The organism is Nocardia caishijiensis NBRC 108228, assembly GCF_001612825.1.
Classification (GTDB): Bacteria; Actinomycetota; Actinomycetes; order Mycobacteriales; family Mycobacteriaceae; genus Nocardia; species Nocardia caishijiensis.
In genome coordinates, this window is record NZ_BDBE01000026.1 from 17,612 (window position 1) to 37,394 (window position 19,783).

Below are 19,783 nucleotides of genomic sequence, written 5' to 3' on the forward strand. Positions count from 1 at the left end.
GAGACTTCCATTCGAAGAACGGGAGATACATGACGGCCAGACGGACCGGTCCATTCGTGATCGGGGACCGGGTGCAGCTGACCGATGCCAAGGGGCGCCTCTACACAGTGGTGCTCGAGGAGGGCAAGGAGTTCCACACCCACCGCGGCGGCATCAAGCACGACGACCTCATCGGCGCCGACGAGGGCTCCGTGGTGAAGTCGATCAACGGCACCCCGTACCTGGCCCTGCGCCCGCTGCTCACCGACTACGTGCTGTCGATGCCGCGCGGCGCCACCGTCATCTACCCCAAGGACGCCGCCCAGATCGTGCACGAGGGCGACGTGTTCCCCGGTGCGCGGGTGCTCGAGGCAGGCGCCGGTTCCGGTGCGCTCACCTGCTCGCTGCTGCGCGCGGTCGGCTCCGAGGGGCAGGTGATCTCCTATGAGATCCGCGACGACCACGCCGAGCACGCCGTGCGCAATGTGGAGACGTTCTTCGGTGAGCGCCCGCCGAACTGGTCGCTGACCGTCGCCGACGTGGCGAACTACGACGGCGAGCAGGTCGACCGAGTAGTGCTCGACATGCTCGCGCCTTGGGACGCGCTGCCCGCGGTGTCGAAGGCTCTGGTGCCCGGTGGCGTGCTCATCGTCTATGTCGCCACGGTCACCCAGTTGTCCAAGGTCGTCGAGGAGATGCGTGAGCAGGAGTGCTGGACCGAGCCGCGCTCCTGGGAGTCGATGGTTCGCGGGTGGCATGTGGTCGGGCTCGCGGTGCGTCCCGAACACCGGATGCAGGGGCACACCGCGTTCCTGGTGAGTGCGCGCCGCCTCGCCGAAGGCACGGTGACACCGAAGCCGCAGCGTCGTCCGTCGAAGGGCTGAGTTCGATCACGGTCTGCCCCCGCATCGCGTGCTCCGCCCAGCCGATGAACAGCTGACGGAAGGTCGGCACGGCATCGCGGGTCGGCGCCGAGCGAAGGTACACCGCCGTTGCCGTCCCGGAGCCGTGGGCCGTTCATGACCTGGTGAGCAGCCGCGCGCCCAAGAGCGCTGTGGCGGCGACCGCGAACCAGGGCAGACCCTCCGTGGTGAGGCCGCCTCGAGTGGCCTGCAGTATCGCGAGCCCGGCCGCCGCGACAGCGAACAGCACGGCGGCGGAACGGGCGCCGCGCACCGGCGCGACCGAGCCGTCCCACCAGCGAATCGGCGTGTTCTCCAGCCCGCGCAGGGCGAGGAACGCGAGCGCGGTGAGGACCAGCGTCGCGCCGAGTTGCGCGGCGGTGAGCTGCCAGAACCCTTGGTGGGTCGGGCCGACCCGATCGCCACCGGCCAGGTGACTCAGGACGAGCACCGTGAGCAATGCGGGCATGTGCCACAGGTAGAGCGTCATCGCGCCGGTGTTGCCGATGACCGTGAGCCACCACACGCGTGGCCGCGCCGCCAGCCGCCGTATCCACGGGGCCACCGCGACCGCCGCGCAGCACAGCGCCACCGCGTGCCCCGCGAGCAGGAGCGACGGCGGCGCGAGATTCGACAACCGCTGTCCGGGAACGGTCACCATGCTCGTCTCGTACGGTCCGACGAGAACCAGCGCCACATCGATGAGCAGCACCACGAAGGCCACCGCGGCCGCGGTCCGTCGTGGTAGCAGACCGCGCAGGTAGCCGATCCCGAGTACGGCCGGGATCAACCACACCGCGACATTCAGCAGGCCCACCTCGGCAGGACCGCCACCGAGCCGCACCACGTCGACGGTCCCCGCCGCGACCACGATCACCGCGACAGCCGCGAACATCCGGCCTGTGCCGGTGACCCAGGCCGCCAACGGCGGCGTGCAGGCCAGCACCGCCAGATACATGCCGAGAAACCACAGCAGCTGCACACTGGTGATCGCCAGCGGCCGCTGCCAGCCCGGCCCGAGCGCCGACCCGGCGGCGAACACCAGCGCCGCGGAGGCGACCAGGAAGTAGCCGACCGGCCGGATCAGCCGCTGCGTGCGCCGGAAAAGCCAAGCGCCCCAAGAAGTTCCGGGTGCAATTCCGCGCGCACCTGCCGCGACGCCCGCGAAGAAGAACAGTGGGAGCACCTGCAGCAGCCAGGTCAGCGGCTGGAGGGCGGGCAGATCGGCGAGCACGTTGCCGAAGCGGACGTCGTCGCCCGACACCGACACCGTCAGCATCAGGCAGTGACCGATCACCACGACCACCAGCGACGAGATCCGCAGCAGATCGAGGAACCGATCGCGATCGGCGGGCGTATTCGCCGCCACCACAGCCACACTCGGCACAACACTCATGCCGCAACCATCGCAGAAACCGGGCCGTGACCACAGCGCGGAACTACCCACCCCGTACGTGGAACTACTCGGATACCATCCGCCGAACCGATTTCCGCGCGCCGGAGGCGGATCGCCGCCCGGCGGCACACGAGGGGGAGAACCTATGACCGATCAGTCCGAGAAGCCGGTGCGTGACCCGTCGGCGGGAAGCTTGTACCCGGGCAGCTCGACCCGGTTCTACCGCGCCGCGTTCAACGTGTTCCCGCCGTACCTGTTCGGCGGCGTGCGCGTGAAAAGCATTGCCCCCGATTGGACTTCGGCGCACATCACCTACACGGTCCGGTGGTGGAACCGCAACAGCCCGAACCGGGCGGCCTTCGGCGGCACGCTGTACTCGATGACCGACCCGTTCTTCGCGATCCTCGCCTACGGCCAGCTCGGACGCGGGTACCGGATCTGGAACACCACCGGGTCGATCGAGTTCCTCACACCGGGCCGAGGCGCGGTCGCCACCGAGATCACCCTGTCGACCGAGGAGGTGGCGGCGATCAGGGAGACCACCGCCGACGGGGCGAAGTCGCTCACCCAGCACACCGCGCAGATCGTCGACCGGGACGGGACGCTCGTCGCGCGCGCCGGGCAGACGCTCTACGTGCGCCGCCTACGGGACTGAGCGGGCCGCTACGGCGCCTGTCGGCCCGGGGCGGAACATCGGGGTCCCCGGGCCGGAGCGGGGCGTCAGGCGGGCGTGCAGGGCGCCTGCGCGAAGCCGAGGAGCAGGCAGCCGCTGGCGTCGGAGAGCTTCCAGGTGCCGTCGACGCGCTCCCAGGTCACCGGGAACGCGGGCGCGGTGCCGTGCGGCGAGGTGATGGTGACGTCGGCGGTGGCCTTGTCGCCGCTGGTCGCGACGTTGTCGACCGCGAAGGTCAGGGTGTAGCCCGCCAGCATGCCGTTCATCTGGTCGATATTGGCCTTGCGCGCCTCACCGTTGACGATCAGTTTCGCCTTCTCGTCGCTGGACAACCCGGGATCGGCGAACTGGACCAGGGTGGCCTTCAGGGAATCGGCGGACGGCGCCCCGGCGTTGTCCCCGGAGGGAGCCGGAGTTGTCGAAACGCTGGACGGAGCGGCCGAGATGCTGGTACTGCTGCTGGTGGCGTTCGTCGAGGAATCGTCGGAACCGCAAGCGGTGAGGCCGACGGCGAGGGCCGCGGCGGCGGCAGCGACGGTGACACGGATCGTGCGGGTAGGAAGGAGCATGTTCGGCGACAACCTTTCGGCTCGATGGGCGAGTAGCCCGCCCTGTGCCCCGTACGGGCTTAGGGGAGCCTAACAGGATGTATTCGGTGGTTTGATGTCGTACCGACCGTACAAGATGTGATCACGACGAAACCATGTCGGAAAGCGAGAACGGACCGCGCCCGGTAGCGTTGATAGACCGGGACTGGGAGGAGCAGCATCATGAGCCCCAACGAGAATTCGGATTCGGCGGCCTGGCGAGAGCTCGAGGCGGTACGCGCCGAGGCGGCTGCTCTCCGCAGGCAACTCGCCGACTCGCCGGATCGCGCACGCGAATTGGAAGCACGAATCGATTCGTTGACCATCCGCAACGGCAAACTGATGGACACGCTCAAGGAAGCGCGCCAGCAGTTGATCGCCCTGCGTGAGGAAGTCGATCGCCTCGGTCAGCCGCCGAGCGGCTACGGCATCGTCATCCACACCTACGACGATCAAACGGTCGACGTGTTCACCTCCGGTCGCAAGATGCGCCTCACCTGCTCGCCCAACATCGACGCCGAGACGCTCGAGTACGGCCAGACGGTGCGCCTGAACGAGGCACTCACCGTGGTCGAGGCGGGCAAGTTCGACGCCATCGGCGAAATCGGCACCCTGCGAGAGATTCTCGACGACGGCCGCCGCGCCCTCGTGGTGGGCCACGCGGACGAGGAGCGCGTGGTCTGGCTGTCTGGCCCGCTGTCGAAGATCGCCGAGTACGACGACATCGACGACCCCGATTCGCCCATTCGCAAACTGCGCCCGGGTGATTCACTGCTGGTGGACACCAAGGCGGGCTTCGCCTTCGAGCGGGTGCCCAAGGCCGAGGTGGAAGACCTTGTGCTGGAAGAGGTTCCCGACGTCGACTACACCGACATCGGTGGTCTCGGGCGCCAGATCGAGCAGATCCGCGACGCGGTGGAACTGCCGTTCCTGCACAAGGACCTGTTCCGTGAGTACGCGCTGCGCCCGCCCAAGGGCGTGCTGCTCTACGGCCCGCCCGGCTGTGGTAAGACGCTGATCGCCAAGGCCGTCGCCAACTCGCTGGCCAAGAAGATCGCCGAAGCCCGTGGTGAGGACGCCAAGGAGGCCAAGTCCTTCTTCCTCAACATCAAGGGCCCCGAGCTGCTCAACAAGTTCGTCGGTGAGACCGAGCGCCACATCCGCATCATCTTCCAGCGGGCGCGCGAGAAGGCTTCCGAGGGCACCCCGGTGATCGTGTTCTTCGACGAGATGGACTCGATCTTCCGCACCCGCGGTTCGGGTGTGTCCTCCGATGTGGAGACCACCGTTGTGCCGCAGCTGCTTTCGGAGATCGACGGTGTGGAGGGGCTCGAGAACGTCATCGTGATCGGTGCGTCCAACCGCGAGGACATGATCGACCCCGCGATCCTGCGGCCCGGCCGCCTGGACGTGAAGATCAAGATCGAGCGGCCCGACGCCGAATCGGCGCAGGACATCTTCTCCAAGTACCTCACCGAGACGCTGCCGCTGCACGAGGACGATGTGCGCGAGTTCGACGGCGACAAGCAGGCCTGCGTCGAGGCGATGATCGAGAAGGTCGTCGACCGGATGTACGCCGAGAGCGACGACAACCGGTTCCTGGAGGTCACCTACGCCAACGGCGACAAGGAAGTCCTGTACTTCAAGGACTTCAACTCCGGCGCGATGATCCAGAACATCGTCGACCGGGCCAAGAAGTACGCGATCAAGTCGGTGCTCGACACCGGCAACCCCGGTCTGCGTATCCAGCACCTGTTCGACTCGATCGTCGACGAGTTCGCCGAGAACGAGGACCTGCCCAACACCACCAACCCCGACGACTGGGCGCGGATCTCGGGCAAGAAGGGCGAGCGGATCGTCTACATCCGCACGCTCGTGACAGGCAAGAACGCCTCGGCCAGCCGGGCGATCGATACCGAGTCCAACACCGGTCAGTACCTGTGACCATCGGCTGACGTCAGGCCGTGTTCCCGCTGCGGGAGCACGGCCTGATCGGTGTTTTGTTCGGATTTTTTTCACCGAAACGCTGCGCGCGGATAAGTGAATAGGGCACGCTTCACTTGTCTCTCCCAGTGAGGGAGACCAGTAATGAGGGAGTGTTGCCATGTCCGGTTCGGCCGCCGATTTCCTGACCGAAGTGATCCTGCAGACGATCGCCAACCTGTTCAGCTCGATCAGCGCGGGCTGATCCAGCCCGGTTACGCCGAAGCGCCGCGTCTCCCACTCCGGGAGGCGCGGCCCTCGTGCGTGCCGCTCAGTTCGCGGCGGTGCTCACCCGGTCCAGCGCCACCTCGGCGAGCGGGGTGCCGTCCGAACCGCCACCCGCCACGCCACCGTTCGCGATCGTGGTCAGCGCGTCCATGCCCGCGACCACCCGCCCGAACGGGGTGTAGTTGGGCGGCAGTGTGCTGTCGCGGTAGACGAGGAAGAACTGGCTGCCATTGGTGCCGGGGCCCGCGTTGGCCATCGCGACGGTGCCCGCCGGGTACACCGCACCCGCGAGGTTCTCGTCGCCGAACCGGTAGCCCGGGCCGCCCATGCCGGTGGCGGTGGGGTCGCCGCACTGCAGAACGAAGATGCCCTCGGTGGTGAGCCGGTGACACCGGGTGTGGTCGAAGTAGCCCTCACCCGAGAGGAACGCGAACGAGTTCACCGTGCGCGGCGCCGCGGCGGCGTCGAGTTCCAACTCCACGGTGCCGCAGGTGGTTTCGAGGGTCGCCGTGTACGCGGCGGTCGGGTCGATCGTGAGCGCGGGTTCGGCGGGCCACTGCTTGCCGTTGGGCTGGCCCGGTGCGGCCGGGCCGCAGCCGGGAAGCACCTGCTGCTGCGGCGCGGTCTGGGCTACCGGCGCGACGGCGACCAGGGCGGCCGCGGCGACGCCGACGCCGAGCAGCGCGCGCCGGACAGTGCCGATGGATCGATCCTGTGAATGACTGCTCACCTGGGCGGTGTCTCCTCGACTGGGGTGCTGCCGGACGATGTACCGCGCATCCTGCCAGTCGAGGCCGTCCGGTGTCAGGTTTTGGTGGTCAGCGCGCAGACAGCTGGACGACCACACCGCCCTGCTGCCACGTCTGGTAGATGTCGGCTTTGGACGGCTCCCCGTCGGCGGTGTAGCCGATGCCGTTGAACTTGGCGTTCTGCTTGTTGTCGCGGGCGATCACGGTGTACAGGTCGAGCACGGCGGCTTCGTCGGAATGCACGGTGGCGGTGAAGGTCTCGGGCGCGGCGCCGCGACTGAGCCGCACCTCGGCACCGCCGCGCAGGTTCTTCACCCAGGGGCGCAGCGCGGTCCCGATGAGCAGGGTGCCCTCGTGCACGGTGTAGGCGACGGGAACGTCGTAGACCGTGCCGGATCTGCGTCCGGTGACATGCAGGGTCGCCAGGCGTTTGCCGACGATGCCGGACAGCACCGGCACCTTCAGCAGGCCACGCACGATGGAGTTGATCCGGTTCTGATAGGGCCGCAACGGCTCGGGACCGGTGGTTGTCGGTATGCCGTAAGGGTTTTGCGAGGGGGAGCTCATGCCGTCCAGTATCCGCGCGTTGAGCGCTGCGCGGGAGCGCGAGCAACGCGACGCTCCCGGCGGTCGGTGCGTCGGCCGTGATTAGGCTGCGTTCATGACATCTGGACAGACCGAGATCTGGCACAACCCGCGGTGCACCAAGAGCCGGAACGCCACCGCCCACCTCGACGCGAACGGCGTGGAATACACCGTGCGGCGCTACCTCGACGACCCGCCGACCGTCGAGGAACTGCGCGCCGTGCTCGACCGCCTCGGCAAGCAACCGTGGGACATCACCCGCACCGGCGAGCAGATCGCCAAGGACCTCGACATGGCGAGCTGGGGCCGCACCGACGCCGACCGGGACCGGTGGTTGGCCGCGCTGGCCGAGCATCCGAAACTCATCCAGCGGCCGATCGTGCTCACCGCCGACGGCGGCGCCGTCGTGGCCCGCGACGAGCAATCCCTGCGCGCGCTCGACTGACACCGCGATTGCCCGGCGATAACTATTCGAGCACGGGCGTAACGCGTCGACCCGATCCGATGATGTAGCTCACATCAGCGCGACACCGTGTCCGCTGCACCCTATTCGGACCGAGCGTGGCCACGTCTGCGGATCGCCGAGCAGCCCGACCACGCGCGTGGAGGTTGACATGAAATCGCTTCGCAAGATCGCTGTCGCGACCACCGCCGCCGGACTCATCGGCGCGTCGACCATGCTCGCCGCACCGGCACAGGCCACGCCGCCGGGGCACTGTTCGGTGAACCCGATCGCGGCCACCGGCGCCTTCTCCCAGTGCGGTGACCCGGTGTGGCATCAGGTGCGCGTCACCTGCTGGGCATGGTGGAACTGGTTCAGCAGCTACGAGCGCTACGGGCAGCCCGCCTTCGGCGGCTGGCATTCCGAAACCGCCTGTGACCTGCCGTTCAGCATGCAGACCTGGTCGGTGGTCGTCTACTGACACTCAGTCTCGGGGGCCTTCGTCCCCGGTGAGCAGGTCGTCGAGGACGGCCCGTGTATCGGGGACGAAGGGCCACGTCGGGTCGCTCAGCGCGGCCCGCAGTTCGGCCTCGGTCCACCACCAGCCGTCCGCGATCTCGGACGGCTGGTGGTGGACCGGACCGTCGTAGCGGTACTCGAAACCGAACAGGTGACACCGCAGGTGCCTGCCCGCCCAGAGCCCGTCCCAGGTCGCCGTGGCGCGCAGCGGCAGGCGCGTGCCGAGGGGCACGACGATGCCGAGTTCCTCGTGGAGTTCGCGGACCGCCGTGTCGGCCGGGTCCTCGCCCGCGTCGACGACGCCGCCCGCCAGGCAGTCGTGCATCCCGGCGAACACGAGTTTGCTGTCGGTGCGCCGATGCACGTACACGCGCGTGCCGTCGACGGATCGCACGAGCACGCCCGCGCTGGCGTGCCAGAGCCCGTCGCGATAGACGACACCGCGCTCGGCCGCGCCGGTCACGCGACCCGCGGCGTCGTAGACGGCGAGCAGTTCGGACTCCGGATGCGGCGACACGGCCCGAGACTAACCGGCCTTGCGGCGTCGTGGTCCGGCGTCGGTTCGCGAGGTGCGCCCCGGCGCTTCGGTCGCGAGCGTTCGACGGATCAGGAATTGCTGCGCGAGCGTCCACAGCGCGTTGGCCGCGAAGTACACCAGCACCACGATCGGCAGGATCGCGCCGCTCACCAGCGCACCCGCCGGGAAGACCCACAGCGACAGCGTGCGCATCAGGGTGGCGGTCGGGTTGTCGGCCGGGACCGGCGTGAGGCGGGCGGTGCCGTGCGCGGCGAGCGCGGCGGTCACCACCAGCACCACCGCCAGCAGCGCCGCCGACGCGCCCGCCCCGGTCGACGTCGCCGAGAGCGGCACCCCGAACAGGCGGGCGTCGAGAAACGCGCGCACCTCGTCGGCGCTGAAGAAGTAGTTCGCGGTGGCGGCGTTGATCTCGGGGGAAAGGGGCGAACTCGTCGACGTGAACGGCCCGACGGCGAACGCCGCGGTCCGATCGAACGAACGCAGCACATGGAACAGCCCGAGGAAGACCAGGGCCTGCGCGATCATCGGGCCGAAACCCGCGAACACGCGGACACCGTGCTCGCGGTGCAACTGCCGGATCGCCGTGGCCTGCGCGCGCGGATCGTCCTTGTGGGCGCTGCGGATGCGGTCGATGCGTGGTTGCAGTGTGCGCAGAACCGCGTGTGAGCGGGCTTGGCGCAGCGCGGTCCTGATCAGCAGTGCGCGCACGGTGACAACGAGTGCGACGACGGCGATCACCCAGGTGAGGCCGGTGGCGGGCCCGAACGTGAGGGCGAGAAGTTGATGCCAGCACCACAGGAGCGCGGACACGGGAAAGTACACGAAATCGAGCATGACGGGAAGACCTGTCCGAGAGGCGTGCGCGACGGCACGGCAGGGGAGTGGGATCACGGAATCCGACAGGCCGGGGGCCTGTCAGTGGCGATCGACTCCTGGTGCCCGAGGACGTGGACGACCGGCGCCGTCCGGATTGCTCTGCGGCAGGAACGCGCCACGCAGCCTGCGCTGCGCCGAACGGGGCGGCCCCGCGCAGGCGACGCGAACGGGCACGCGGCGACCGCTGGTGACGGCGACCAGCGCGCACACCATGGCAGCGGCCAGCGCGCCGAAGGCGAGCATGCGCGCGGTCCCGCCGCCCGGGGCGGTCATGAGGACGAAGGCGGGCAGCACGCACGCGAGAACCGCGTACGCCAGAATCATCGCCCGTGCCTGCACGTCGCCGAGCATACCGCCCTCGCCGCACGGTGCCCCGGTGTCGACGATCGCTGTCCGGCGCACTACGCTCGCGGAGGAACCGGACCGTGGTCGCCTGTTCCTGGTACGTGATGTCACGGTCAGTTCTGTGCCGCGTATCGTTGGCACTGTGACCGCATCATCCGCGCAGGCCGAACAGACCGCAGGGGACGGGCGTGCCACCCGCTGGGAGGGGCACAAGGCCCGCCGCCGCACGGAGATGATCGATGCCGCGATCGAGGTGATCGAGGAACACGGCAGTGAGATCTCGGTGCAGCTGATCGCCGAGCACCTCGGACTGCCGAGGCCGGTGGTCTACCGGCACGTCGGCGGACGCTCCGAACTCGACGCCCTGGCCCGCAGGCGCATCCTCGATCTGCTGCTCGACGAGCTGCTGCCCACCCTGCGCCCCGACGGCACCCTCAAAGAGGTGGCGCGCGCGGTGATCCGCACCTATCTCGGCTGGATCGAACGTCATCCGAACCTGCACCGGTTCCTCAGCGACGCCGCGCCGCAGGTGGAAGGGGCTCCGACGCTGTCGCCCGCGGGTCGGGAGATGGGTGGTCAACTGGCCGACATGTTCTCGGCGACTCTGGCCCGCTTCGGGATCGACCCGGCGCGTGCCCGGCCGATGGCCTTCGCCGTGGTCGGTCTGGTCGACGCGGTGGTCGCCGGGTGGCGCGCCGAACCCGAACCGGTGCTCGGCACCGAGCAGATCCAGGGCATCCTCACCGAATCGGTGCTGTCGCTGCTGGAGGGCAACGCGCGCAGCCTCGGTGTGCCGTTGCAACGCGATTCGCTCGTGGCCGACCTACTCGTCGCCCCCGAGGCGGCCCCGCCGCCCGAGGACCGGCTGCGCTGAGCCTCAGACACCGGCGAGTGCGCGATAGGTGCGGTGCCACAGCCACTCCACCGGCCCGCGCTCGAACCGTCGCAACCACAGGTGGGCGCAGCAGACGATGAGGGCGACCGTCAGCGCGTAGATCCCGATGGTGAACGGCACACGCGCACTCTCGGACACCTGCGCCGCCAGCCCGAAACCCCAGCCGTAGCAGAGGAATCCGGCGATCAGGTTCTGCAGGATGTAGCAGCTGAGCGCCGTCCGGCCGACCTCGCTCAGGCGTGCCCCGGCGAAACCGACGCGCGGATCACGCAGGTAGTAGGCGGCGACGGCCGCGAGGATGCCGAGTGCCACGAACGGTGCGGTCCCGTACCGGGTGAACAGCACCAGATCGCCACCGCCGAACACACCGACGACGAAGTCCACGGGGGCGGCGACCCCGAAGCCGATCACCATGAGCCACCGGCGAAGTCGCGCCCCCTCGGCGCGGAACACTCCCGCGCGGTAGAGGCGGGCGCCGAGCAGGAACAGCGCGACCGACATCGGGAAGACGAAGATCGCCTCGATGCGGAACGTGAAGGCATGGTCGGCCCGGAACGCGACCAGGTCCCAGAACGACCCGTCGGCATAGGGATTCGGGTCGAGCGTCGACGGTGCGCCTCGGGTATCGCCCGGTTCGAAGGCCAGGGCGGCGGCGAGCAGCGTCAGCACGGTCACGTGTACGGCGGTCGCCGCGATCACCCAACGGCGTTGCGCGCGGTCACTCGTCGCCAGCAGGTAGGCCACGACCAGGCCGGTGACGGCGTACCCCATCAGCACGTCGAACTCCGCGACGAGCAGGAAGTTCAGCAATCCGTCCAGGAACAGCAAGGCCGCCCGGATCGGATACTTCCCCGGCCAGCGACGGCCCGCCCGACGGGCGGAATCCTGCTGGATCGCCAGCCCGATCCCGAACATCACCGTGAGCAGGCCGAGAAACTTGCCCTGCGCGATCTGCTGCAGTACCCGCTCGGTCCACATCCAACCGCTCCCCGCGGCCGCGCCGAGTCCGTCCAGGTACCCGACCAGACCGAGGGGATCGGTGAAGATCCAGACATTGGTGCCGAGCGTGCCGAGGATCGCGATGCCGCGCAGGACGTCCAGCGCGGGTAGTCGCCGGGACCCGACGACTGCCACGGTCTCGGTACCGGTCTGCGTCATGATCTCGCTCATGATCCGAGTATCGCGAGCGTCGGTGCGGTCCGGATCGCCCACGAGGACCACCGCGGGTCCCCCATCCGGGGGACGTGCCCGCCGGTCCGTGGTCGTGCTGGACCGACCCCGTGCGACCGAGATGACGGTGCGAGGGTGGCACGTCGCCTAGGCTCGACAGCATGCAGCGCATCATCGGAATCGAGGTCGAGTACGGCATCTCGACCCCCACGGAGCCGACGGCCAACCCGATCCTCACCTCCACCCAGGCCGTTCTCGCCTACGCGGCCGCCGAAGGGGTGCCGCGCGCCAAGCGCACCCGCTGGGACTACGAGGTGGAATCCCCGCTGCGAGACGCGCGTGGTTTCGACCTCAGCCGGATGAGCGGGCCCGCCCCGGTCATCGACGCCGACGAGGTCGGCGCGGCCAACATGATCCTCACCAACGGGGCCCGGCTCTACGTCGACCACGCCCACCCGGAGTACTCCGCGCCCGAGGTCGTCGATCCGCTCGACGCCGTCATCTGGGACAAGGCGGGCGAACGGGTGATGGAGGCCGCCGCACGCCACGCCTCCAGCGTGCCCGGTGCCCCGCGCCTACAGCTGTACAAGAACAACGTCGACGGCAAGGGCGCCTCCTACGGCACCCACGAGAACTACCTGATGAACCGCGATACGCCGTTCAGCCACATCATCGCCGGTCTCACCCCGTTCTTCGTCTCCCGGCAGGTGATCTGTGGTTCCGGCCGGGTCGGCATCGGCCAGTCCGGTGACCACGCGGGCTTCCAGCTGTCCCAGCGCGCCGACTACATCGAGGTCGAGGTCGGTCTCGAGACCACCCTCAAGCGCGGCATCATCAACACCCGCGACGAACCGCACGCCGACGCCGACAAGTACCGGCGCCTGCACGTGATCATCGGTGACGCCAACCTGGCCGAGATGTCGACCTACCTCAAGGTCGGCACCACCGCGCTGGTGCTCGACCTGATCGAGGCGGGCGAGGACCTCTCGGAGTTCCAGCTGGCCCGCCCCGTCACCGCCGTGCACCAGATCAGCCACGATCCCACCCTGCGCGCCACCGTCGCGCTCGCCGACGGCCGCGAGCTGACCGGCCTTGCGCTGCAACGTCTCTACCACGAGCGGGTCGCGAAGTTCATCGACCGCGAAGGCAACGACGACCCACGCGTACGCGACATCGTGGAGAACTGGGCCATGGTGCTCGACCTGCTCGAGCGCGACCCGATGGAATGCGCCAACCTGCTCGACTGGCCCGCCAAGCTCCGCCTGCTCGAGGGCATGCGCAGCCGTGAGGGCCTGGGCTGGGCCGCGCCGAAACTGCACCTGATGGACCTGCAGTACTCCGATGTGCGCCTGGACAAGGGACTCTACAACCGCCTGGTGGCACGGGGGTCGATGAAACGCCTGGTCAGCGAGCAGGACGTGCTCGACGCGATGACCAACCCGCCGACCAACACCCGGGCGTACTTCCGCGGTGAGTGCCTGCGTCGCTTCGGTGCCGATATCGCCGCCGCCAGTTGGGATTCGGTGATCTTCGATCTCGGCGGCGACTCGCTGGTCCGCATCCCGACGCTCGAGCCACGGCGCGGCACGAAAGCCCACGTCGGTAAGCTGCTCGAGGCGGCGGAATCGGCGGCCGATCTCGTCGAACAGCTCACCCACTGAGGCGATCACCGGCACGACCGGGCGACAATACGGTCGCTAATCGACCATGTTGTCGGATCCGCTCGGTAGGGTTGAAGAACGAGCACGATCATTGAGTGGAAGAGGAGGTCGGCTGCCATGGCACAAGAGCAGACCAAGCGCGCCGGGGGTGGCGACGAGGACGAGGGCCCCGAGGGCGACGGTGCGGCAGGACAGGAGCGGCGCGAGAAGCTCGCGGAGGAAACCGACGACCTGCTCGACGAGATCGATGATGTGCTCGAGGAGAACGCCGAGGACTTCGTGCGGGCATATGTGCAGAAGGGCGGCCAGTGACCCCAGGTGACCCGTTGCGTCTGAACGCAGGTCAGACGCTGTCCTCGTTCACCGAACATCTCCGCATGCACGCGCCGGACCTGTTGCCCGCCAACAGGTTCGGCGGCAGCGAACTCGCCGGGGCGGATTTCGCGCCGCACGGCACCACCATCGTCGCGGTGAACTACCGCGGCGGTGTGCTGATCGCGGGCGACCGCCGGGCCACCCAGGGCAACCTGGTGGCCTCGCGCGACATGGAGAAGGTCTACATCACCGACACCTTCTCGGCCGCGGGCATCGCCGGTACGGCCGGGCTCGCGGTGGAGATGGTGCGGTTGTTCGCGGTGGAACTCGAGTACTACGAGAAGATCGAAGGTGTCTCGCTCACCTTCGACGGCAAGGCCAACAAGTTGTCGAAGATGGTGCGCGAGAACCTGCCCGCCGCCATGCAGGGACTGGCGGTGATCCCGCTGCTGGTCGGCTACGACGACCAGGTGACCGACCCCGACAAGGCCGGACGCATCGTGTCCTACGACGTAGTCGGTTCGCGCAGCGAGGAACGCTTCGGCTACACCGCCGTCGGTTCGGGTTCGAACTTCGCCAAGTCCTCGCTCAAGAAGCTCTACCGGCGCGGACTCGACGCGGATCAGGCACTGCGGATCGCGGTGGAGTCGCTGGTCGACGCGGCCGACGACGACACCGCCACCGGCGGACCCGACGCATTGCGCGGGATCTATCCGACGGTGGTGACCATCGACGCCGAGGGCGCGGTCGAGGTCACCGAGGAACGGCTCGGTGCGGTCGCCGCGGCGATCGCCGCCGACCGGGAGGCCGCAGTGAACGGGGGTGCCAGCGCATGACGCTGCCTTACTACGCGTCCGCCGAGCAGATCATGCGGGACAAGACCGAACTGGCTCGCAAGGGCATCGGTCGTGGTCGTAGCGTGGTCGTGCTGGTGTACGACAAGGGTGTGCTGTTCGTCGCGGAGAATCCGTCGGCGACCCTGCACAAGATCAGCGAGCTCTACGACCGCATCGGTTTCGCCGCGGTCGGTAAGTACAACGAGTTCGAGGCACTGCGTCGGGGCGGCATCCTGCAGGCCGACCTGAAGGGCTACCAGTACGACCGGCGCGACGTCACCGGTCGGTCGCTGGCCAACCTCTACGCCCAGAGCCTGGGTTCGATCTTCACCGATCAGCTCAAGCCCTACGAGGTGGAGCTGTGTGTGGCCGAGGTCGGGTATCCGGAACAGGCACCCACCTCGGTGCTGTACCGGATCACCTTCGACGGGTCGATCGTCGACGAACGTGAGTTCGTCGTGATGGGTGGCACCACCGAACCCATCGTCACCGCCCTCAAGGCCGCCTACAAGCCGGGGCTCACCCTGGACGAGGCGCTGAAGGTGGCGATCGGCGCCTTGCAGGCCGGTCAGCCCGAAGCCGACAAGGACAAGCGTTCGCTCGGTGTCTCCTCGCTCGAGGTGGCCACCCTCGAACAGGCACGTCCGCGCCGGGCGTTCCGGCGCCTGCAGGGCGCTCCGCTCGAGCAGGCACTGGCCGGGACCACCGGCAAGAAGGTGACCGAGGCGAAGCTGCCCGAACCCGAGGACGGTTCGGACGGCTGACGCCTGCGTCGAGATCGCGATCGGGCCCGTGAACCACCTCGGTTCACGGGCCCGACCTCGTGGTGGGCAGAAACTCCTTCGCTGTCCGAATCGTTGTGAACACGTATGCGAATGGGATCTCAGAGCGCCGCGCGGGCATCGGTCATGGCTGTAGTGTCGATGGTGTGCAGCGACGAATCATGGGGATCGAGACCGAGTTCGGTGTGACATGCACCTTCCACGGTCACCGTCGGCTGTCCCCCGACGAGGTGGCCCGGTACCTGTTCCGCCGGGTGGTGTCCTGGGGCCGTAGCTCTAATGTCTTCCTTCGCAACGGTGCCAGGTTGTACCTCGACGTCGGATCGCATCCCGAGTACGCCACGGCCGAATGTGACAGCCTGGTGCAGCTGGTCACCCACGACCGGGCCGGTGAGCGGGTGCTCGAGGAGCTGCTCATCGACGCCGAACAGCGGTTGGCCGAAGAAGGCATCGGCGGCGACATCTACCTGTTCAAGAACAACACCGACTCCGCGGGCAACTCCTACGGCTGCCACGAGAACTTCCTCGTGGTGCGCGCGGGCGAGTTCTCCCGGATCTCGGATGTGCTGTTGCCGTTCCTGGTGACGCGTCAGCTCATCTGCGGTGCGGGCAAGGTCCTGCAGACGCCGAAGGCGGCCACCTTCTGCCTCTCGCAGCGCGCCGAACACATCTGGGAGGGCGTCTCCTCGGCGACCACCCGGTCGCGTCCGATCATCAACACTCGCGACGAACCGCACGCCGACGCCGAGAAGTACCGGCGCCTGCACGTGATCGTCGGCGACTCGAACATGGCCGAACCGACCACGATGCTCAAGGTGGGCACGGCGTCGCTGGTGCTGGAGATGATCGAGGCCGGGGTGTCGTTCCGCGACTTCGCCCTCGACAACCCCATCCGTGCCATTCGTGAGGTGAGCCACGACCTCACCGGTCGCCGACCGGTGCGGCTCGCCGGTGGACGTCAGGCCAGCGCGCTCGAGATCCAGCGCGAGTACTACGCGCGCGCCGTGGACCACCTGCGCAACCGGGACCGCGACCCGCAGATCGACGCCGTCGTCGACCTCTGGGGCCGCACCCTGGACGCGGTCGAGGCGCAGGACTTCGCCAAGGTCGACACCGAGATCGACTGGGTGATCAAGCGCAAGCTGTTCCAGCGGTACCAGGATCGGTACAGCATGGAGTTGTCCGATCCCAAGATCGCCCAGCTCGACCTGGCCTACCACGACATCAAGCGCGGCCGCGGCGTCTTCGACCTGCTGCAACGCAGGGGCCTGGCCAAGCGGATCACCGAGGACGAGGCGGTCGACGCGGCCGTCGAGACCCCGCCGCAGACCACCCGCGCCAAACTGCGTGGCGACTTCATCACCGCCGCGCAGGAGGCCGGTCGCGACTTCACCGTCGACTGGGTGCACCTGAAGCTGAACGACCAGGCGCAGCGCACGGTGCTGTGCAAGGATCCGTTCCGGTCGGTCGACGAACGCGTCGACCGACTCATCGCCTCGATGTAGGCGAACCCCCACAGGCGGGGGGCCGACAAAACCGGTGGCGCGTGGGAGCGATCGCGTAGGCGCCACCGGTTTTGTGTGTCCGCTGGAGGGGCACCGGTTCCCGTTGTTCGTTCAGCCGGTCGAAACGACCGTGACGTAGGTGGTCCGTAGCCCGCCGATGAAGGCGGTGAGCGCCAATTCGAAACTGTCGTCGTCGATTTCGTCCGCGATCGCGCGCAACAGGTGAGCCTGGTTCAGGTGCGGATACCGGTCACGGTAGACCTGTACATCATCGGCGAACCCACCGGCGAACGAGCCGACGGTGGATCCCATGACCAGGTACCGGGTGGCCGCGCCGATCATCGTCGCGTAACGCGGGGGCCAGCCTGCCCCGACCAGGCCGCCGTGGACGGCGTCGGCCGCGCGCAGGTTCTCGGCCCGGCGGCCGGGTCCCGCGGCGAGATAGGGCACGAAGTTGGGGTGGGTGGCCAGGGCTGTCCGGTAGCTGCGGGCCCAGGACGCCAAGGCCTCGTCCCAGGGCGCCGAGTCGAAGGCGGAGGTGTCGACGCGGCTCATGACCCGGGCGGCGATGTCGTCGAGCAGTTCGTCCTTGTTGGGGTAGTGGCCGTAGAGCGAGGCGGCCTGGACACCCAGTTCGGCGGCCAGTTTGCGCATGGAGACCTCGGCCAAGCCGTCACGGTCGATCAGGGCCAGCGCGGCGTCGCGGATGCGATCGCGGCTCAACAGCGGTACGCGCGGCCTGGCCATGCGTTGTCCTCTCCTGCGGCGAATTCCTCGGGACACGAACCGTATCACCGAGAACGACCACACCTCTTGATTGTCCGAACGGCGTTAGGATACGGTGCCCGAGTAAACCTAACGCTGTTTGGTTCAGGAGTGTCCCGTGGATTTCGAACTCTCGTCGGCGCACAGCGATCTGCGCGATCTCGCCCGTACCTGGGTGGACAAGGAGGTCGTTCCGCACGCGACGCGGTGGGATCGCGACGAGTCGGTGGATCCGGCGATCGTCGGCAAGCTCGGTGCGATGGGATTCCTCGGCATCGGGATCGACGAGGAATACGGCGGTTCCGGAGGCGACATGCTCGCCTACTGCGTGTTGCTCGAGGAACTCGGTCGCGGTGACAGCGCGGTGCGTGGCATCGTGTCGGTCTCACTCGGCCTGGTCGGCAAGTCCATCGCGGCCTACGGCACCGAGGAACAGAAGCGTCGGTTCCTGCCGTCGCTGTGCGAGGGCCAGAGGCTTGGCTGCTTCGCGCTCACCGAGCCGGGCACCGGCTCCGACGCGGCGGGATTGATCACCCGCGCGACGCGCGAGGGCGCGGACTGGGTCATCTCCGGCACGAAGATCTTCATCACCAACGGAACCTGGGCCGATGTCGCGCTGGTGTTCGCCCGCACCGGTGGGCCCGGGCCGAAAGGCATCACCGCGTTCCTGGTGCCAACCGACGCACCGGGTTTCGGCCGGACCGAGATCAAGGGCAAACTCGGGCTGCGTGGTCAGGCCACCGCCGAACTCGTTCTCGACGGTGTCCGGGTGCCCGACGCGAACCGGTTGGGTGAGCTCGGCCAGGGCTTCCGCATCGCGATGGGCGCGCTGGACAAAGGCCGCATCGGTGTCGCCGCCGGGTGCGTCGGTGTCGCCAGGGCCTGCCTCGAGGCCTCGGTGCGCTACGCCGGTGAACGCGAACAGTTCGGCAAACCGATCGCGGGATACCAGCTCGTGCAGGAGCTGCTCGCCGATATCGCCGTCGAGACCGACGCCGCGCGACTGCTCGCCTGGCGTGCCGCCGACCTGGTCGACCGGGGCGAGTCGTTCGGCACGGCCGCGTCGATGGCGAAGCTGTTCGCCTCCGAAACCGCCGTGAAGGCCGCGAACAACGCCATCCAGGTGTTCGGCGGTTACGGCTACATCGACGAATATCCCGTCGCCAAATACCTGCGCGACGCCCGCGTGCTGACCCTCTACGAGGGCACGACCCAGATCCAGAAACTGCTCATCGGCCGCGCCCTCACCGGCGTCAATGCCATCGTCTGACACAGGAGTACACCCCATGCCTTCGAGAACCGCCTTCGTGACCGGCGCCGCGCGCGGCATCGGCGCGGCGACCGCGGCCCGCCTCGCCGAGGACGGCTGCGCGGTGGCCGTCGTCGACCTCGACCCCGACGCCGCGGTCATGGCCGCCGGAAAGATCAACGCCTCGGGCGGCACCGCCATCGGCATCGGCTGCGACGTCGCCGACGAGACCCAGGTCGCCGAGGCGGTGGCGCGCACGGTCACCGACCTCGGTTCCCTCGATGTCCTGGTGAACAACGCGGGCGTGTTGCGCGACAACCTGCTGTTCAAGATGTCGCTCGACGACTGGGACACCGTGCTGGCCGTGCACCTGCGCGGCGCGTTCCTGTGCAGCCGGGCCGCGCAGAAACACATGGTGGACAACAGAAGTGGGGCCATCGTCAACACCTCGAGTGTGTCGGCGCTCGGCAATCGCGGCCAGGCCAACTACGCCGCGGCCAAGGCAGGTATCCAGGGACTCACCCGGACGCTGGCGATGGAACTCGGCCCGTTCGGTATCCGGGTCAACGCGGTGGCGCCGGGCTTCATCGCTACCGAGATGACCGCGGCCACTGCCGAACGGATGGGTGTGCGCGCCGAGGACTTGCAGGCCAAGACCGCCGAGATCACGCCGTTGCGGCGCGTCGGCACCCCCGCCGACATCGCGAACGTGGTCGCGTTCCTGGCCTCCGACGACGCCGGATTCGTCACCGGGCAAACCCTGTACGTCGACGGCGGACGCCGTCTCTGAATCGCGGAGATCA

At 68.3% G+C, this 19,783-nt stretch carries 22 protein-coding genes; 13 read left to right on the forward strand and 9 right to left on the reverse strand.

The window, feature by feature from the left end; genetic code table 11:
- The first annotated feature begins 29 nt into the window (after window positions 1-29).
- The gene (locus tag NC7_RS10210) at window positions 30-863 is read left to right on the forward strand and encodes a tRNA (adenine-N1)-methyltransferase (RefSeq protein ID WP_067981354.1); all 834 of its coding nucleotides are present in this window, start codon (window positions 30-32) and stop codon (window positions 861-863) included.
- A gap of 133 nt (window positions 864-996) precedes the next feature.
- Here NC7_RS10210 and NC7_RS10215 read toward each other — a convergent pair whose 3' ends face one another.
- Window positions 997-2,277, reverse strand: a complete 1,281-nt coding sequence (locus NC7_RS10215; RefSeq protein WP_157101929.1) for an acyltransferase family protein — start codon at window positions 2,275-2,277, stop codon at window positions 997-999.
- A gap of 145 nt (window positions 2,278-2,422) precedes the next feature.
- On the opposite strand from NC7_RS10215, the gene NC7_RS10220 reads away from it, so the two are divergent.
- Window positions 2,423-2,932: a DUF4442 domain-containing protein gene (locus NC7_RS10220; protein WP_159372855.1), complete on the forward strand. Its 510-nt coding sequence runs from the start codon at window positions 2,423-2,425 to the stop codon at window positions 2,930-2,932.
- Window positions 2,933-2,997: 65 nt separating this feature from the next.
- Here the strand turns inward: NC7_RS10220 and NC7_RS10225 are convergent, their stop codons facing one another.
- A complete protein-coding gene (locus tag NC7_RS10225) occupies window positions 2,998-3,519 on the reverse strand; it encodes a WKL family lipoprotein (protein ID WP_067981355.1) in 522 nt (173 codons plus the stop codon).
- 201 nt (window positions 3,520-3,720) lie between these two features.
- Here NC7_RS10225 and arc point away from each other — a divergent pair, with 201 nt between their 5' ends.
- A complete protein-coding gene (arc, locus tag NC7_RS10230; protein ID WP_067981356.1) occupies window positions 3,721-5,481 on the forward strand; it encodes a proteasome ATPase in 1,761 nt (586 codons plus the stop codon).
- A gap of 310 nt (window positions 5,482-5,791) precedes the next feature.
- Here the strand turns inward: arc and NC7_RS10235 are convergent, their stop codons facing one another.
- Both NC7_RS10235 and NC7_RS10240 read right to left on the reverse strand, forming a co-directional pair.
- Window positions 5,792-6,478 (reverse strand): peptidylprolyl isomerase, encoded by a 687-nt coding sequence (locus tag NC7_RS10235; RefSeq protein WP_067981357.1) that lies wholly within the window; start codon window positions 6,476-6,478, stop codon window positions 5,792-5,794.
- Window positions 6,479-6,566: 88 nt separating this feature from the next.
- Entirely contained in the window at window positions 6,567-7,064 is a 498-nt protein-coding gene (locus NC7_RS10240; protein ID WP_157101930.1) for a nitroreductase/quinone reductase family protein, read from the reverse strand.
- Window positions 7,065-7,158: 94 nt separating this feature from the next.
- Here NC7_RS10240 and NC7_RS10245 point away from each other — a divergent pair, with 94 nt between their 5' ends.
- Together NC7_RS10245 and NC7_RS10250 are read left to right on the forward strand one after the other, a co-directional pair.
- Window positions 7,159-7,527, forward strand: a complete 369-nt coding sequence (locus tag NC7_RS10245; RefSeq protein WP_067981359.1) for an arsenate reductase family protein — start codon at window positions 7,159-7,161, stop codon at window positions 7,525-7,527.
- Window positions 7,528-7,696: 169 nt separating this feature from the next.
- On the forward strand, window positions 7,697-8,005 hold the full coding sequence (locus NC7_RS10250; RefSeq protein ID WP_067981360.1) for a hypothetical protein: 309 nt from the start codon (window positions 7,697-7,699) through the stop codon (window positions 8,003-8,005).
- A gap of 3 nt (window positions 8,006-8,008) precedes the next feature.
- On the opposite strand, the gene NC7_RS10255 is transcribed toward NC7_RS10250, so the two are convergent.
- The 3 genes from NC7_RS10255 to NC7_RS10265 form a co-directional block, all read right to left on the reverse strand.
- Complete coding sequence (locus NC7_RS10255) at window positions 8,009-8,560, reverse strand: NUDIX hydrolase (protein ID WP_067981361.1); 552 nt, start codon at window positions 8,558-8,560, stop codon at window positions 8,009-8,011.
- A 9-nt stretch (window positions 8,561-8,569) separates the two neighbouring features.
- Complete coding sequence (gene yidC, locus NC7_RS10260) at window positions 8,570-9,415, reverse strand: membrane protein insertase YidC (RefSeq protein ID WP_084458307.1); 846 nt, start codon at window positions 9,413-9,415, stop codon at window positions 8,570-8,572.
- Between the two features lie 81 nt (window positions 9,416-9,496).
- On the reverse strand, window positions 9,497-9,859 hold the full coding sequence (locus tag NC7_RS10265) for a DUF6412 domain-containing protein (protein WP_255285050.1): 363 nt from the start codon (window positions 9,857-9,859) through the stop codon (window positions 9,497-9,499).
- Between the two features lie 85 nt (window positions 9,860-9,944).
- Here NC7_RS10265 and NC7_RS10270 point away from each other — a divergent pair, with 85 nt between their 5' ends.
- The gene (locus tag NC7_RS10270) at window positions 9,945-10,676 is read left to right on the forward strand and encodes a TetR/AcrR family transcriptional regulator (RefSeq protein WP_067981419.1); all 732 of its coding nucleotides are present in this window, start codon (window positions 9,945-9,947) and stop codon (window positions 10,674-10,676) included.
- A 3-nt stretch (window positions 10,677-10,679) separates the two neighbouring features.
- On the opposite strand, the gene NC7_RS10275 is transcribed toward NC7_RS10270, so the two are convergent.
- Window positions 10,680-11,867: a DUF418 domain-containing protein gene (locus NC7_RS10275; protein WP_084458323.1), complete on the reverse strand. Its 1,188-nt coding sequence runs from the start codon at window positions 11,865-11,867 to the stop codon at window positions 10,680-10,682.
- 161 nt (window positions 11,868-12,028) lie between these two features.
- On the opposite strand from NC7_RS10275, the gene dop reads away from it, so the two are divergent.
- The 5 genes from dop to pafA all read left to right on the forward strand — a co-directional run bounded on the left by dop (window position 12,029) and on the right by pafA (window position 16,966).
- Entirely contained in the window at window positions 12,029-13,528 is a 1,500-nt protein-coding gene (dop, locus tag NC7_RS10280) for a depupylase/deamidase Dop (protein ID WP_067635717.1), read from the forward strand.
- A gap of 117 nt (window positions 13,529-13,645) precedes the next feature.
- Entirely contained in the window at window positions 13,646-13,840 is a 195-nt protein-coding gene (locus tag NC7_RS10285; protein WP_067492090.1) for a ubiquitin-like protein Pup, read from the forward strand.
- On the forward strand, window positions 13,837-14,679 hold the full coding sequence (gene prcB, locus NC7_RS10290) for a proteasome subunit beta (protein WP_067981363.1): 843 nt from the start codon (window positions 13,837-13,839) through the stop codon (window positions 14,677-14,679). The genes NC7_RS10285 and prcB overlap by 4 nt, the downstream gene beginning before the upstream one ends.
- Window positions 14,676-15,443, forward strand: coding sequence for a proteasome subunit alpha (prcA, locus tag NC7_RS10295; protein ID WP_067981364.1), 768 nt, complete (start codon window positions 14,676-14,678; stop codon window positions 15,441-15,443). Before prcB ends, prcA begins: the two co-directional genes overlap by 4 nt.
- Before the next feature lie 164 nt (window positions 15,444-15,607).
- On the forward strand, window positions 15,608-16,966 hold the full coding sequence (gene pafA, locus NC7_RS10300; protein ID WP_201449864.1) for a Pup--protein ligase: 1,359 nt from the start codon (window positions 15,608-15,610) through the stop codon (window positions 16,964-16,966).
- Between the two features lie 111 nt (window positions 16,967-17,077).
- Here pafA and NC7_RS10305 read toward each other — a convergent pair whose 3' ends face one another.
- Entirely contained in the window at window positions 17,078-17,713 is a 636-nt protein-coding gene (locus tag NC7_RS10305) for a TetR/AcrR family transcriptional regulator (RefSeq protein ID WP_067981366.1), read from the reverse strand.
- 136 nt (window positions 17,714-17,849) lie between these two features.
- On the opposite strand from NC7_RS10305, the gene NC7_RS10310 reads away from it, so the two are divergent.
- Window positions 17,850-19,001: an acyl-CoA dehydrogenase family protein gene (locus tag NC7_RS10310; protein WP_067981367.1), complete on the forward strand. Its 1,152-nt coding sequence runs from the start codon at window positions 17,850-17,852 to the stop codon at window positions 18,999-19,001.
- A 16-nt stretch (window positions 19,002-19,017) separates the two neighbouring features.
- The gene (gene fabG, locus NC7_RS10315) at window positions 19,018-19,770 is read left to right on the forward strand and encodes a 3-oxoacyl-ACP reductase FabG (RefSeq protein WP_067981368.1); all 753 of its coding nucleotides are present in this window, start codon (window positions 19,018-19,020) and stop codon (window positions 19,768-19,770) included.
- Window positions 19,771-19,783: the final 13 nt, after the last annotated feature.